Source organism: Nitrobacter sp. TKz-YC02, assembly GCF_049852135.1.
In the GTDB taxonomy this organism is placed as follows: Bacteria; Pseudomonadota; Alphaproteobacteria; order Rhizobiales; family Xanthobacteraceae; genus Nitrobacter; species Nitrobacter vulgaris.
Genome location: NZ_CP180728.1, coordinates 48,857 through 61,935, shown reverse-complemented (window position 1 = coordinate 61,935; position 13,079 = coordinate 48,857). Strand labels below are relative to the sequence as shown.

Sequence of the window (13,079 nt, the reverse complement as noted above, 5' to 3'; positions counted from 1 at the left end):
CGGAACGGGATGCGAGTATCGTTTGCGTGGGGACGCGACTTGCCGGGGCAGAATCGTTTAGAGGATGGCGGCCGGGCCGACGCGCTCCGCCGTGCTGTGCCTGAGAGTTCGGCGCTTGCTCCCGGCTTCATTTGCATCCCCCGGTCGAGCAACGATAACTGGCTGGGCGACCCCGAGCCCGGTCCGGCGAGCGAACTGGATTGCCTGCGGCATGTTCTCGCTCCGGCGCTGCTGAGCGCTGCCGAAGCGCGCGGCCGGGAAGTGGGCACCGGCGCAGATCAAGCGCTGATCCGGTCGGGTGTCATTGATGAAGACGTTTATCTGCAAGCACTTTCCTTTCAAACCGGTCTTGCGATCGAGACGTTCGCCGAGATTTCCCGCTCCGATTGCCCCTTGCCCGATCGTTACTTATCCCGCGTCGCACAACACGGGCTGCTTCCGCTGCGCCAGCGAGGACAGTTGTTTTGGGTTGTCGCGCCGCGCGGGTTCACGGCACGGCGACTCTGCCGTCTCGCCGCCGCCTATCCATCTTTACGCGACCGGGTCCTGCTGACATCAAAGCAAAACCTCGATCAATTTCTGCTGCGGCAGGAGGCGGGCGACGCGCTCGGCCGCTCCGCCGCCAATGCGCTCGGCCGACGATTCCCGGCCCTATCCGCCGCGCCGGCTGCCGACGACACCTTCCGCGGGCGCGGGATACGCACAATGCGCCGGCTTGCTGAGACTGTCCTCCTGAGCGTTATGCTGACGCTGACGCCGACGGTCGCCCCGGACATCTGGAGCAGCGCGCTGGCGCTGTGGTTCCTCGCATTTATCGGCCTGCGGCTCGTGGCCAGCTTGATGCCGCGGCGCTCGGTCCGGAGCCCGGCACGCATTCCCGATGATTGTTTGCCGGTCTACACGGTGATTGCGGCGCTTTATCGCGAGGCCTCATCGGTCGCGTCGCTCTTACAAGCCATAGGAGCCTTGGACTACCCGCGCGAAAAGCTCGACGCCATCATCGTGATCGAGCTTGACGATCTCGAAACCCGCGCCGCTCTGGCAAGGCTAGGGCCGATGCCGCAAGTCCAGGTCCTGCTCGCTCCGGCGGAAGGGCCGCGCACCAAACCGAAGGCGTTGAACTGCGCGCTGCCGTTCGCGCGCGGCAGCTTCACTGCCGTGTTCGATGCCGAAGATCGTCCTGATCCCAGCCAGCTACGCGGCGCGCTCGATGCCTTCCGCACTCAAGGCGTCGATGTAGCTTGCGTGCAGGCCAGCCTTTGCATTGAAAACCAGTCGGACAGTTGGCTCTCGCGCATGTTTGCCGCCGAATATGCCGGACAGTTCGACGTCTTTCTGCCCGGGCTCGCATCCTTCGGTGTGCCATTGCCGCTCGGCGGATCGTCGAACCACTTTCGCGGTATTAGGTAGCAAACTCACCAAGCAACGGATGGTCTAGCGAGCCGCGTTTTGCGACCTTTCGGCTTATGTCTGACTCCATCCGCCTTGCCCGTACCGACACCTACGAACACACCATTTCTGGCTTGCTGAAAAAGCGCGCCGATCTGTTCAACGAAGCCGAGCGCATTCGCGACCGGATGGCGGAAATCAAAAACGACATCGGCGCATTGGACCGGGTGCTAGGGACGCTCGGCTACACCGGCGATCTAGACGCCGAAATGCCGCGCCAGAAGCGGCAGGTGCTATTTGGCAGGGGCCAACTAACCCGATCAGTCCTAGATGAATTGCGGGGCGCTACAGCGCCGATGACAAGTCGGGAGATAGCGCAAGCTGTGGTCGCGGTTGGTGGTCAAGATGCGCGAGACCGCAAGCTAATTACCGATGTGACGCGGCGGGCGTCAAAGGCGCTGCGCATACTTCGCGAAGCGGGCGAGGTTCGGTCCTCAGTGGATACGACGGGCAACGTGATGTGGATGCTGCGGACACTGCGCTGTTAGAACATTGACCGGATGACCCGGCCCGATAGGCCGGGTCATTGCTTGAAGCGTTAGTTTACGGTCATTTGCCGCCAAGGAAGTTGTGACGGATGGACATTTGCTAACCAGTTGACGATGTCGCGCCGACCGAAAGACCTGTGATGCGTGCCACCCAGCAATGCGCATGGACGACCTAGTTTTGCGGTCCATGCACGGAGAACGCTTTCACGCTCGCTTGGATTGTCGATGATGTGATCACGAACTACGACCACGCCAAATTCTACGCCCTGCTCTCGTACAAGAGCGACTTGCCAAGTTCCCATAAGCCGCCACCTAGCGACCGCTGCGATGCTTGGTTCGATCGACCAACCGATAGCTCATGTCTGGTTTTGGAGTTGGTGGAAGCGGCTCACCGCGAACTACGGTGCGTTCCTCCCCCGTGGGTCCGCCGCGCGGGCCGAGTTGTTCATATTGGCCGGAGCGCGGAGCTTCTTCACCTGGTCGAAAAGTCTTAGCCATAATGGCTCTCCATGCGAGAGCCCGGTTGACCGCAGGCTACGGCTGATTCAAGATCAGCCGCCTACCAGGCCTGTCCCACGTTGGCTCTCATCCACGCGGGGCGGTTCTCGAAGCCGCCGGGTGATCAGACCCGGCGGCTTTTTCGTTTCAATTGTGGGCTAACTTATCCGCAAACTACGGCACGCTCCTCTTCGTCAGTCATCCCCAGCGCACGACGAACATAATCAGGGTCTTTATCAATTAAGGTAAGAAGCACGCGAGCCGACATTTCGGGAATGCGACTGCCTTGTTCCCAATGGCGGACAGCCGCCAAGCTAAACCCAAACTGCAGCGAAAACTCTTGCTGAGTTAGCGAGAGCTTTTTGCGGATATTTCGCACATCAACGCTATCCTCGATGTGGATACTGCGCTCACGAACATTCGTCGCCTCTCCTCGCGCGTGAGCCACGGCCTCTGTAAGGCCTTTGAGGATCTTTCGACCGGACATGACACCCTCTCTATAAATCGGCAGAAATATTATCTCCTAGGCTCTCTTAACGACGGTGAAACGCTTAGCCAGTGCAGCCTCAACGATAAGATCGACCATCTTGCTCATCTCCTGTTTCTCCCCCTCTGTGAGATTCAGTTTCTCACCCTTCGCATAGACGGCGAGGAGATACACAGGAACATTCAAGTCCCTAAAGTAGTAGATCACACGCGCACCGCCGCGCTTGCCTTGCCCTTTGGCGCGCCAACGCAGCTTACGCACGCCTCCGGTGCCCAGGGATCAACTCCCCAGAATCCGGATATTCCGCAAGAAAAAGGACCAAATCGTCATACTCTTCGTCGGTGAAAATACTTTTTGAATCGTCAATAAAGTCAGTCATCTCAGCAATAGTAATGTAGTATGAACCCGCATTGAACATGATAGTCTCCAAAGGATTTGAGCGCCGCTTATGCACTCAGACTACTCCATTGGAGTACCAAGTCAACGAAATAATGCGCCATTGGCGTAGTTCGTTCCAATCTCTTTGAAATCTCACGCTTAATTGATCTATCGCTGCCAATAGCCTTTCCACTGGCGCGAGATGGGATGCCGCAAAGCAGCGTCCGCTACCATCAGATATTGCTCGCCATTGCTGACGCGGCGGTTGTTTTCACGCCACGCCATTTCACCCGCGTAGGCCGACAAATAGTCGCCCGCGATACGGTGATGAATGCCGATTTCGGCGCGGCGCATCCGAGAGAAAAACGACTCCGCTTGATTGGTGCAAGCGTCGCCGTCCGAATAGCTTTCGCTGTGATTGATCCGCTTCGTCAGGAAACGCGCATGTAGCGCGTCCCAATGTGTCGCTTCGTCGGCATGAATGATGCTGCCCGGCGCAACGGTTTGTGCGATCTTCACGAGAGAAGCATCTTCGCTCTTGAACACGAAAGGCAACGTGCGGCCGCCGCGCTCGCGCATGATGACCACGACGCGGCGCTTGCCGTTTTGGTTGACGATGCGGCGACGGTCGCGGCGGTTACCTTTATGGTTTGCAGGCTTCACGTAGCCGCCGAAGTAAGCGCCATCAACTTCGACCTCGCCCGAGGCGGTTGCGCCATGATCTTCCGAAGCCAACGCCTCTCGGATTTTGTGAGCCATCACGAAAGCGGTCTTATACTGGCAATCGAGATCGCGGCTCAGTTGAAGCGCGCTATGGCCCTTTGCGCCGTTGACGAAGATCGCAATGGCCAAGAGATAGTCGCGAACCGGCAGCTTCCGGCTAGCGAAGATCGTCCCCGACGTAACCGAGAACTGATGCGAGCAAGCCTTGCACTTGAACAAGCGGCGCGTGGTGTAGGTGTAGACGGCGGCACATTCGCAGCGCGGGCAGACGGGAGAGCCATCGGTCGCAGCCCAGCGGATCAGCCGGAACGTCTCATAAGCCTCGTCATCAGAAAGGCGCGCGACTTTCGCCAGACTTAGCGTCCGCGCCTTTGCTGAGAGGAGGAAGTGCTGCGACATGAGGCCAACGTTTTCCGTTGACCTCATTGATAAGTAATGAAAGTGATGGCGTCAACGAAAATCTATGACCTTGACGAAATTCTTTTTAGTCATCATATTCCGCTAATGACTCCGGAACAGTGTCGAGCCGCGCGAGCATGGCTAAATTGGCCTCAAGACGCGCTTGCAAAAGCCGCGAGCGTGGGCGTTTCGACGGTGCGAGACTTTGAGGCCGGCCGCAGGGAGCCGACGAGGAACAATCTAGCGGCAATGAGAGCTGTATTGGAGGCCGAGGGCCTATCGTTCGTTGACGACGCCAAGACATGCGGAATCATCTTCTCAAAGGGGAAAACCCAGTAGAGCTGTGGACGGATTCAATCGAATCTATTAGCTTAGGAAAGGAAGAGGCGGGCCACCCCCGGTAGCAAAGCGAGAGCGGCCCTTCTCCCGGCTCCTTTACGGAGCCTTCCGATTCTCCCAGCTACGGGAGAAGACTAGGTGGAGGTAGCGGGACTTGCACCCGCCGGGGACGTGGCTGGACAACCTTGCCCCTGCACTGTGCACCCCCAATCTTTCATAGGGCTCAAGCGATTTCTCGCTTGGGCCCTTTCACATTAGAGCATGAGACGCATCTCCGTTGATGGACTGTGTAGGCCCGAAGAGGGTTTGATGTCCGGCCTTGGTCTGGCAGGCGTAGCGGCCATCAATCAACCTGCAAACGCGACCGCCGGAGCCGCTAATGTTCATGAGCGTAAGATGGAGCGTTCGCCCTGTTGCCTCTCCGTCGAAATATCCGGCGCGGTCAACTTCGGCTCTGATTTGATCTTTCGTCATCGGACCTTGCGCGTGGAGCTTGGTCAGAATGAACTCTGAAAGGGGCAATGCAGGCTGTCTGGCAACGGACTGCCCTTCTTTAACTTCCGCCGGTTGAGAGCGCTCTTCCTCTATTCTCAGCAATTGAAGCACGGCTTGGCGCTCCCGCTCAAAAGCGTCCACCTTTTGCCGATAGGCAGCTTGAATAGCGACGATTTGGGCCTCGTTCTCATCCACGGCGGCATTGAATGCAGATTGGATAGCCGCGAGGCGTTCCCTCAAATCATCCCGAATGTCACGCATGGCAAAGGCCCTCTTGAATGGAGAGCCTTTTATCAATGATTCGCCCCAATGGGGCCAAATGGCAGTAGCCCAATAGGTGGATAACTCACACTTATCCACTGCCAAAGCTGGCCGACAGGCGGATTGGTGAGTTTGCTACCTAATACCGCACTTTCGCACCGCGGTCCTTCGCGAGGTTGGCGCCTGGGATGCCTACAACGTCACCGAGGATGCCGACCTCGGCTTTCGGCTGGCGCGCTTCGGCTATCGATCGACCACCTTCGCGTCGACGACTTTCGAGGAGGCGCCGGCGCGTTTCGGCGGATGGTTGCGTCAGCGCTCGCGTTGGATGAAGGGTTGGATGCAGACCTGGAGCGTGCATATGCGCCGGCCCCGGCGGTTATGGAGGACGCAGGCGCAAAGGGGTTTTTCACGCTGAATGCTATCATCGGGGGCAACGTGCTGACGGCGCTGACCTTTCCGATCCTCGTCGTCGATATGACGTTGCGCTTGCTAGCGGATGCCGGCGTCATCAGCGGCGGATTTGCCACGGGCGCGGTCACGCCGCTGCATCTGACCACAATCGCCGCGGGGTTCGTCTCCACGATCGTGGTCGGACTGATGGGCCTCGCGCGGCGCGGGCAGTTGCGTCAGGGCTGGATCCTGGCGTTGACGCCGATCTATTGGGCCTGTCTTTCGATTGCGGCGTGGCGAGCGCTGTATCAACTGCTGAGCGAACCGTATAAATGGGAAAAGACCGAGCATGGCCTTTCCCCGCAAATCCGATCAGCCGCCGCCTCGCGAACGCCCGTCCTCCGCGGCACAACGGTGGCAGCGCTACAGATAACGCTTGAGATCGGCGGCGGCCGCTTCAGCCGAACGTTTGAGATCGAACGGCGAGACGAAGCGGCCCTCGCGATCCATCAGATAGATCAGCGCCGTGTGATCCATCGAATAGGCACCATCCTTCAGCGGGACTTTTTTTGCGTAAACCCGAAAGGCGGACAGGGCTTTCTGGACAGTCGCCGGATCGCCGGTCAAGCCTTTCAGATGTGGATCGAAGCTGGAAAGATAGCTTGCCATCGCTTCCTGCGTATCGCGTTCCGGATCGACCGTGACGAAATAGGCGTTGATGCGGTCGGCGTCCGGCCCCATCGCCCGCAACACCTCCGACATCTCGAACAGCGAGGTCGGGCAGACGTCGGGACAGTGGGTATAGCCGAAGAAAATAATGGTCGGCCGGCCGACCATGCTCTTTTCGGTGACAGTCTGACCGGTCTGGTCGGTCAGTTTGAATGGGCCACCGCCGATCGACGTTGCGGTGCGCGTGCCCGCGAGCCCGCCGAGCAGCCAGAGCACCACCGTGAGACCGACGACGAGACTACCGGCGAAGGCCGCAAACAGGATCAGCGGACGGGCTACTCTATTTGACATCGGTTATCCTTGGTGTCGCGCCTTCCGAAGGCCACGTCCTCGCTATCAAGCCTTCGTAACTTGCGGAACAGCCTAGAGTATTTTCGCTTCTGACGAATCAGAAGCGAAGCCCTAGATTGTTGTTTTGACGCGTTTTATTCACGCGAGCAGGTCGCCACTTCGCTCGAAAACGCTATGGAAGCGGGCGGCGAGGCCGGAAGCGTGCGTCTCGAAGACCCCAGCGGTTCCGTAGCGCGCCCACAGCGCCCTGCCGACACGGCGAGGCTTCAGATAAAGCCAGTCCCGCCCTTAAGGCAAGCGCAACCGGGTGCGATCACGTGGTGATGAATTGGCCACTTTTACGATGAATTGGCGCTGTCAGATCAGCGCGCCGACGACGCCTGCGCGTCAAGGTAGCATGGACGATACATGTCAGCGAGTTGGCGGCCACGCAGGAAGATCATGCGCCGCGTCAAACCACCGCGCTCTTTGATCCAGCGCTGGATTGCGGAAGGGTACATCGAATACAGCATAAGGGTCGCCTCGGAATTGGTGACGGCGCGGCCGTTCGATCCGATATCCCAAGCGGCATGAAACCCGAGAGCAGCGTGAGACGTCACGCAAATCTTGTCATGCGGGACCGTACCGAGAACGATGGTGCAAGCTGATGCACATAGACCGTCGATGACGACGGACTGACCAGAATTGCGAACGGCCTCATATTTATCAAGATAGGTTCCGATCCGGCCGCCCCGATCCTCTCCAATCCGAACCACGGCATGACTTGCAACAACATGTCCCAGCAGGAATATCGCTGCAAGCAATCCCGTCACGACCCTCATCATCTGCCCCGTGTCGATTTCGAATCGGCGGTGATCTTTGTGCGACTCCAAGTCCGTAGCCTCTGGTGAGATCGGCGTTTTGTCCAGATCGCCTTGATCACTAAAACAAGATTCGAATTCAGTGTTGCCGACGCGCTGCACTTACCGGAGCGTGTTGGCTTAAGGAGAACCCAGTTCGCATGAAGAAATGCTTGATCAATTTACTCGGATACCGACGCAAAACCTGTATCTGCTTTTTCTCACGCCGCTCGAACGGGACGATTCATCGGGACAGCGGAATTATGGTTAACAAACCAAAGCCGGGAACCTGGCCGACTTTGCCGCATCTATTCCTCTAACGGTGGAGTATCCTGAGATCCGGAGTGATGCGACATGCAACAGGTTCAGTCCCGGCTGGTTGTCGGCCCCGGCGACAACGATTTGGAACTGGTTCGCCGCGCTCGTGCGCGCGACGAAGGCGCTATCCGCGCCATCATGCAGGCGAATAATCGCAAACTGTACCGGGTCGCCCGCGGTATCCTGCGCAACGATAGCGAGGCCGAGGATGTCGTGCAGGAAACCTACGTTCGTGCCTTCACGCATCTTGAGAGCTTTCGTGGCGACTCCCGTCTCGCGACCTGGCTGGCGCGCATCGCCATCAACGAGGCGCTTGGCCGGCGGCGGCGCCTGCGCCCCACCGTCGACTGGACCACGCTGGAGGAGCCGGGGTCGTCGAACGCCCAGATCATCCAGTTTCCCGTGTCCGCCGTTTCCGATGACCCCGAAAAAACCATGGCCCAGCGCGAAATACAGCACGTCGTCGAGCAGGCGGTTGACGAATTGCCCGAAGCGTTCCGCATTGTCTTCATCACTCGCGTGATCGAGGGAATGAATGTGGAGGAAACCGCTGAGATCCTCGATCTCAAGCCGGAAACCGTGAAGACGCGGCTTCATCGTGCCCGCGCGATGTTGCGCGCGAACGTGGAAAAGAAAGTCGGCCCGGTCTTGATGGAGGCCTTTCCTTTCGCCGGCAAACGCTGCGCGCGTCTCACCGATGCGGTTCTCGGCCGGCTTGGTCTGACCAAATAATTCGGGAACTTGTTCCCTGGGGCCGCATCCAATCCTGTGTGTCGCAACAAAACGTCCGGCGATTTTCGAATCGCGGCATCACAGGAGTATTAAGAATGTTCGTTCGACTGAGCACGGCGATCGCCGCTGTTGTGCTGCTGAGCAGCACCGCTTTTGCACAGAACGCAAAACTCACCGATCCGCAGATTGCGCATATTGCCTACACTGCCGGCGTTATCGATGTCACCGCTGCAAAGCAGGCGCTGAAGAAATCCAATAATAAAGAGGTGAAGGCTTTCGCTGCCGATATGGTGCGCGATCATGAGGCGGTGAACGACAAGGCACTCGCGCTGGTCAAGAAACTCAAGGTCACCCCCGAGGATAACGACACCAGCCGTACGCTGTCCAAGAACGCCGCCGCCAAACTCCAGGAGCTGTCGAAGCTGAAGGGTGCCGCGTTCGACAAGGCCTATGTCGACAACGAGGTCGCCTATCACAAGGCGGTCGACGACGCCCTTGAAACTCTGCTCATTCCGTCGGCCAGCAATGCCGAGTTGAAGAGCCTGTTGCAAACGGGGCTGAAGATCTTCCAGGGCCACGAGCAGCATGCCGAACAAGTCGCGGCCGAACTGAAGTAGGGCGCGCCATGAAGCCGGACGGATATCTCCCGATTGTCGCAGCCTTGGGAGTCGCAGCCCTGAGCATCGTAGGTATGGGGGTCGCGACCTTGGGACTATCCGCCGCGGCCCGCGCGGCGACGGTTCGAGTTTCGATGCAGGACCTCGCTTTCATGCCGGTCGAGACGGAGGCCAAGGTCGGCGACACCATCGAATGGGTCAACGAGGACATCTTCGCACATACCGCGACGGCGCGAAACGACGACTGGGACGTGACGCTGCCGCCGAACAAAACCGTCAAGCTCGTTCTGAAAAAGGCGGGAATGATCGACTACTACTGCCGCTTCCATCCCAATATGAAAGCCAGGCTGACGATCGCGCCGTAATCCTTGGGTACCGGAAGCGCACGGTCGGGCGGCAGGAAACCGCCGGACGACGTTGGAGCGGGCGAAGGGAATCGAACCCTCGTATGCAGCTTGGGAAGCTCGACGTGTCTCAGCGTCCCCAAGCACTTAGCTGCAAAACCGGTCAAAAGGCGTCCCAAACACATCAAAGGGGTAGCGCCGAAAAGCAAAACCCAACCGCACAATCCCCCGATACGGGCGAAAGTCCCGGAATAATCCCCGGACGTTCCGCGACCGTTCCGCGAGGGCGTGCGCAAGCAGGGCATCAGCGGGAAAGTGATCGACGAATATAAGAACCCATCGCGCGGTGCGACGGGCGGCCACATCCATGTGCAGACCGACGTCAAAGTCATGAACGCAGCGGGCAGCAACGTGATCGTGTCAGCGCAACAGGTAGCACCGTCGCCATGAAAAGCAGCGCCGCAGAAATCTATCAGCTCTCGTTTCAGAACAGCCCGATCATTCTCACGAATTGTCTGGCTGCCGCGGTACTGGCAGTGTCGCTCATGTTCGCTCCGGCCGCACGCGCCGAGGAAGCCCAGGTCGAGTGCGCGAAGGGCATTAGGGCGGAGCGTCGCCACTGCGATGCGGTACTCGCCGAGTTCGATGCAATGAGGGACGTGCTGGCCAACGCTCCTCCTACCTACCCCGTGATGCAGGTCATGATTCATTGCGTGAAGGGGCTGGCCGCTTCGATACCGGGCTACGATTACAACATATACCTCAAGACGTGCGGTCGCATTCTATTGGTGTTGCAGGGGCACTGATGCCCACCGATCGGGGAGCTTTTGTTTGGACATATTGATTTTTTCAGGGAGTCCGATGATTCCCGCCAAGGGATCGTCTTGCATTCGTCACAGCTTAGGGCTGTAATCGCATCTCAATGTTTTGGGGAAGACTAACGTGGCAATTGGTACTGTGAAGTGGTTCAACGAGCAGAAGGGCTACGGCTTCATTCAGCCCGACAATGGCGGCAAGGACGTATTCGTTCATATCTCTGCCGTGGAGAAGGCAGGATTCACCGGCCTGGCAGAGGGCGCTAAGGTGTCCTACGAAGTCGTGGCGAACCGCGGCAAAGAGAGCGCGGAGAACCTGCGGATAGGTTAGTGAGCTGAGCCGGATGTACGCTCGCTCGCGATGTGGATGGCCCGGGCAATGCTTCGGGCCATTTGCTTTTCCGCATTGCCAATGTTTTCGGTGCAACACGCATTCGGCACCGCGCCATTCACCATGCAGAGCTACAGCTTCATTGCAGGCCGGATCAGTTGCTACCCCTTGATGACCTCGAAAAAGCAATGGCCTTTAGCGGCTATGTCCAACGTTGCGTCGGAATGATCGTGGGGGTCTTGCGCTCGCTAATCCCGGCGGGACCCGCTCTTGCGCCGGGATCAGCACGATAGACAGCGCGAGTACATCCGTCGCGTAGTCTTTCACTAAAACGAAACGAGCCGCGCTAGGTTTGGGACCAGCGCGGCTCGCTCGACAACACAGGAGACACCAAGAGGCGAAGACCAATGATCACGGAGATTTCCACCGCACGCACCATAGCCGCAACGTACGATCGAATGCAAATCGTATCGATTGTTACCCCGAAACCCTATCCACAAAGGCGTTTTGAGAAACTCGCGCATGGCTGTACGGTGTACCCGCAGGGACCATCAAGCGAAACGAAATAGGAGATAACCAAGATGGACCCTGAACAAGTTAGAGAGCTGCTAGCCGCCTTGGAAGAGATGCGCGGCGACGTTACCGCGCAGATTTTGAAGATCAGCGAGCGATGCGATGCGCTCGACGCGGCGATGAAGAAGGCTGGTGCAGCCCAGTCAGACACGTCCGAGGATGCTGACGAAAAAGAAGAAGCCGTCCGGGTCGCTGCTGACAGCGTTCCCCGCTCCGAGTTCGCAGCGCTGGCGTCAAGCGTTGCGGACTTGAAGAAGAAGCAAGCGCGCCCCATGGCCGACCTCAACGCGTTCGCCGACATGCAAGCCAAGGCCGATGCGGCACTGCGCTCGCACAACGAACGCGCCGAGCCGCCGATGGCTGGCGAAGAGCTAGTGAACTACGGCATCCGGATGCATCGAAAGATGCAAAGGCACTCGGCGAAGTGGAAAGGCGTCGACCTGGGGCTGATCTCGGCGGACCGCCAAGCACTCGAAAACATCTTCAGCGAAATTCGCGCCGACACGGTGACGGCCAGCTCGAACACGGATGGTATGCCCGAATTTCAGCACCGCATGATCACCAAAACCTTGCCCGGCGGACACACCGTTCACGAGTTCATCGGTAACGGTACGATCTTCAAGCAGTTGTCGCGCCCCGTGCGGCACGTCCAGTACATCGGGCCAAGATGGGCCTGCCGGAGCGTAACCGTGCGAGAAGTGACTGCTGAAAATCTGGTCATCGGCGGCGCTCAGCCTGCCGGTGGCCTTGTTTGGGGACCTCCACGTGACAGCAGCACCTGTAAATAACAGGTCAAAAGCAGGCGGCGGCAGATTCCAGAAGGGGGACGTCCGGAAACCCGTCAGGCCGCAAGCCGGGCACCCGCAACCGTGCGACGATCTTGATCGAGAGCATGTCGGAGGACGACCGCGCGGCCATCGTCGACAAGATCATTCGACAAGCGAAGCGCGGGGATCGAGCCTCGCAAAAGCTTATCGTTGACCGCATCGAGCCGCCGCGCAAAGGCCGAGCCGCGCCGGTTGCTTTGCCGACGATCAAAACAGCCGGTGACGTTGTCACCGCAATGGAGGCTGTCACGGCGGCCATGGTGGCCGGTCTGCTTTCACCGGTTGAGGCTGTCGAGATCGCTGGCGTTGTTGAGCTGCAGCGGCGCGCGATCGAAACCACGCAAATGGAAATTCGCCTGCATGCGATCGAGCAAAGGATGGACGGCAATGAATGATCTGTATGGTACGCTACGCGATGTTCTCGCCCGTATCCCCAAGCGATCGACCACTATCCTGACTAGCAGCAAGCGTCGTCCCTGGACAGCCGACGGTTTCGGCAGCTCATTCAACACGGCCAAGATCGACGCTGGCATGGCTGATCGAGGTCTGCACTTCAACGACCTGCGCGGGACCGCAGCGACCAAGTTCTACATCGCTGGCTTCACCATGCGCGAGATCGCGGAGACGCTGGCGTGGGAAGAGGAATCGGTCGAGAAGATCATCCGCAGGTATGTCGGGCGCAGCGCGGCCATCAAGGCGCGGATCAGGAAGCTGGAGGCCAGAGAGTGAACGAACCTTGCAAAACCCATAGCA

The 13,079-nt window shown here is 58.7% G+C and carries 20 protein-coding genes; 13 read left to right on the top strand and 7 right to left on the bottom strand.

The features are described 5' to 3' along the window. Window positions 1–39: 39 nt before the first annotated feature. Complete coding sequence (locus tag ACM561_RS00280) at window positions 40–1,410, top strand: glycosyltransferase (protein ID WP_425907176.1); 1,371 nt, start codon at window positions 40–42, stop codon at window positions 1,408–1,410. A 56-nt stretch (window positions 1,411–1,466) separates the two neighbouring features. Then, window positions 1,467–1,937: a hypothetical protein gene (locus tag ACM561_RS00275; RefSeq protein ID WP_425907174.1), complete on the top strand. Its 471-nt coding sequence runs from the start codon at window positions 1,467–1,469 to the stop codon at window positions 1,935–1,937. 312 nt (window positions 1,938–2,249) lie between these two features. Here ACM561_RS00275 and ACM561_RS00270 read toward each other — a convergent pair whose 3' ends face one another. From ACM561_RS00270 to ACM561_RS00255, 4 genes are all read right to left on the bottom strand, one after another. After that, the gene (locus tag ACM561_RS00270) at window positions 2,250–2,435 is read right to left on the bottom strand and encodes a YjzC family protein (RefSeq protein ID WP_425907173.1); all 186 of its coding nucleotides are present in this window, start codon (window positions 2,433–2,435) and stop codon (window positions 2,250–2,252) included. 163 nt (window positions 2,436–2,598) lie between these two features. Beyond that, the gene (locus ACM561_RS00265) at window positions 2,599–2,922 is read right to left on the bottom strand and encodes a helix-turn-helix domain-containing protein (protein WP_425907171.1); all 324 of its coding nucleotides are present in this window, start codon (window positions 2,920–2,922) and stop codon (window positions 2,599–2,601) included. A 36-nt stretch (window positions 2,923–2,958) separates the two neighbouring features. Beyond that, on the bottom strand, window positions 2,959–3,183 hold the full coding sequence (locus ACM561_RS00260) for a type II toxin-antitoxin system RelE/ParE family toxin (protein WP_425907170.1): 225 nt from the start codon (window positions 3,181–3,183) through the stop codon (window positions 2,959–2,961). A gap of 285 nt (window positions 3,184–3,468) precedes the next feature. Further along, window positions 3,469–4,449, bottom strand: a complete 981-nt coding sequence (locus ACM561_RS00255; RefSeq protein ID WP_425907168.1) for an IS1595 family transposase — start codon at window positions 4,447–4,449, stop codon at window positions 3,469–3,471. 9 nt (window positions 4,450–4,458) lie between these two features. Between ACM561_RS00255 and ACM561_RS00250 the strand changes: the two genes are divergently transcribed. After that, window positions 4,459–4,761 carry a helix-turn-helix domain-containing protein gene (locus tag ACM561_RS00250; protein ID WP_425907166.1) on the top strand — a complete coding sequence of 101 codons (303 nt, stop codon included), beginning with the start codon at window positions 4,459–4,461 and terminating at the stop codon, window positions 4,759–4,761. Window positions 4,762–5,010: 249 nt separating this feature from the next. Here the strand turns inward: ACM561_RS00250 and ACM561_RS00245 are convergent, their stop codons facing one another. Further along, entirely contained in the window at window positions 5,011–5,517 is a 507-nt protein-coding gene (locus ACM561_RS00245; protein ID WP_425907164.1) for a hypothetical protein, read from the bottom strand. A 142-nt stretch (window positions 5,518–5,659) separates the two neighbouring features. Here ACM561_RS00245 and ACM561_RS00240 point away from each other — a divergent pair, with 142 nt between their 5' ends. Beyond that, entirely contained in the window at window positions 5,660–5,935 is a 276-nt protein-coding gene (locus tag ACM561_RS00240) for a glycosyltransferase family 2 protein (protein WP_425909844.1), read from the top strand. Window positions 5,936–6,333: 398 nt separating this feature from the next. On the opposite strand, the gene ACM561_RS00235 is transcribed toward ACM561_RS00240, so the two are convergent. Together ACM561_RS00235 and ACM561_RS00230 are read right to left on the bottom strand one after the other, a co-directional pair. Then, window positions 6,334–6,930 carry an SCO family protein gene (locus tag ACM561_RS00235; protein WP_425907162.1) on the bottom strand — a complete coding sequence of 199 codons (597 nt, stop codon included), beginning with the start codon at window positions 6,928–6,930 and terminating at the stop codon, window positions 6,334–6,336. A gap of 362 nt (window positions 6,931–7,292) precedes the next feature. Continuing rightward, window positions 7,293–7,751, bottom strand: a complete 459-nt coding sequence (locus ACM561_RS00230) for a hypothetical protein (RefSeq protein WP_425909842.1) — start codon at window positions 7,749–7,751, stop codon at window positions 7,293–7,295. Between the two features lie 372 nt (window positions 7,752–8,123). On the opposite strand from ACM561_RS00230, the gene ACM561_RS00225 reads away from it, so the two are divergent. The 9 genes from ACM561_RS00225 to ACM561_RS00185 all read left to right on the top strand — a co-directional run bounded on the left by ACM561_RS00225 (window position 8,124) and on the right by ACM561_RS00185 (window position 13,055). Then, a complete protein-coding gene (locus ACM561_RS00225) occupies window positions 8,124–8,819 on the top strand; it encodes an RNA polymerase sigma factor (protein ID WP_425907161.1) in 696 nt (231 codons plus the stop codon). A gap of 95 nt (window positions 8,820–8,914) precedes the next feature. Further along, window positions 8,915–9,436 carry a DUF4142 domain-containing protein gene (locus ACM561_RS00220; RefSeq protein WP_425907159.1) on the top strand — a complete coding sequence of 174 codons (522 nt, stop codon included), beginning with the start codon at window positions 8,915–8,917 and terminating at the stop codon, window positions 9,434–9,436. Window positions 9,437–9,444: 8 nt separating this feature from the next. After that, a complete protein-coding gene (locus ACM561_RS00215; protein WP_425907157.1) occupies window positions 9,445–9,801 on the top strand; it encodes a cupredoxin domain-containing protein in 357 nt (118 codons plus the stop codon). A gap of 294 nt (window positions 9,802–10,095) precedes the next feature. Continuing rightward, window positions 10,096–10,230, top strand: a complete 135-nt coding sequence (locus tag ACM561_RS00210; RefSeq protein ID WP_425907155.1) for a hypothetical protein — start codon at window positions 10,096–10,098, stop codon at window positions 10,228–10,230. Beyond that, a complete protein-coding gene (locus tag ACM561_RS00205) occupies window positions 10,227–10,586 on the top strand; it encodes a hypothetical protein (RefSeq protein ID WP_425907153.1) in 360 nt (119 codons plus the stop codon). Before ACM561_RS00210 ends, ACM561_RS00205 begins: the two co-directional genes overlap by 4 nt. Window positions 10,587–10,722: 136 nt before the next feature. Then, window positions 10,723–10,926, top strand: a complete 204-nt coding sequence (locus tag ACM561_RS00200; RefSeq protein ID WP_425907151.1) for a cold-shock protein — start codon at window positions 10,723–10,725, stop codon at window positions 10,924–10,926. A gap of 581 nt (window positions 10,927–11,507) precedes the next feature. Beyond that, a complete protein-coding gene (locus tag ACM561_RS00195) occupies window positions 11,508–12,287 on the top strand; it encodes a hypothetical protein (protein WP_425907149.1) in 780 nt (259 codons plus the stop codon). Next, window positions 12,284–12,721 carry a DUF5681 domain-containing protein gene (locus ACM561_RS00190; protein ID WP_425909840.1) on the top strand — a complete coding sequence of 146 codons (438 nt, stop codon included), beginning with the start codon at window positions 12,284–12,286 and terminating at the stop codon, window positions 12,719–12,721. Before ACM561_RS00195 ends, ACM561_RS00190 begins: the two co-directional genes overlap by 4 nt. Continuing rightward, window positions 12,714–13,055, top strand: a complete 342-nt coding sequence (locus ACM561_RS00185; protein ID WP_425907148.1) for a tyrosine-type recombinase/integrase — start codon at window positions 12,714–12,716, stop codon at window positions 13,053–13,055. Before ACM561_RS00190 ends, ACM561_RS00185 begins: the two co-directional genes overlap by 8 nt. Window positions 13,056–13,079 lie beyond the last annotated feature (24 nt).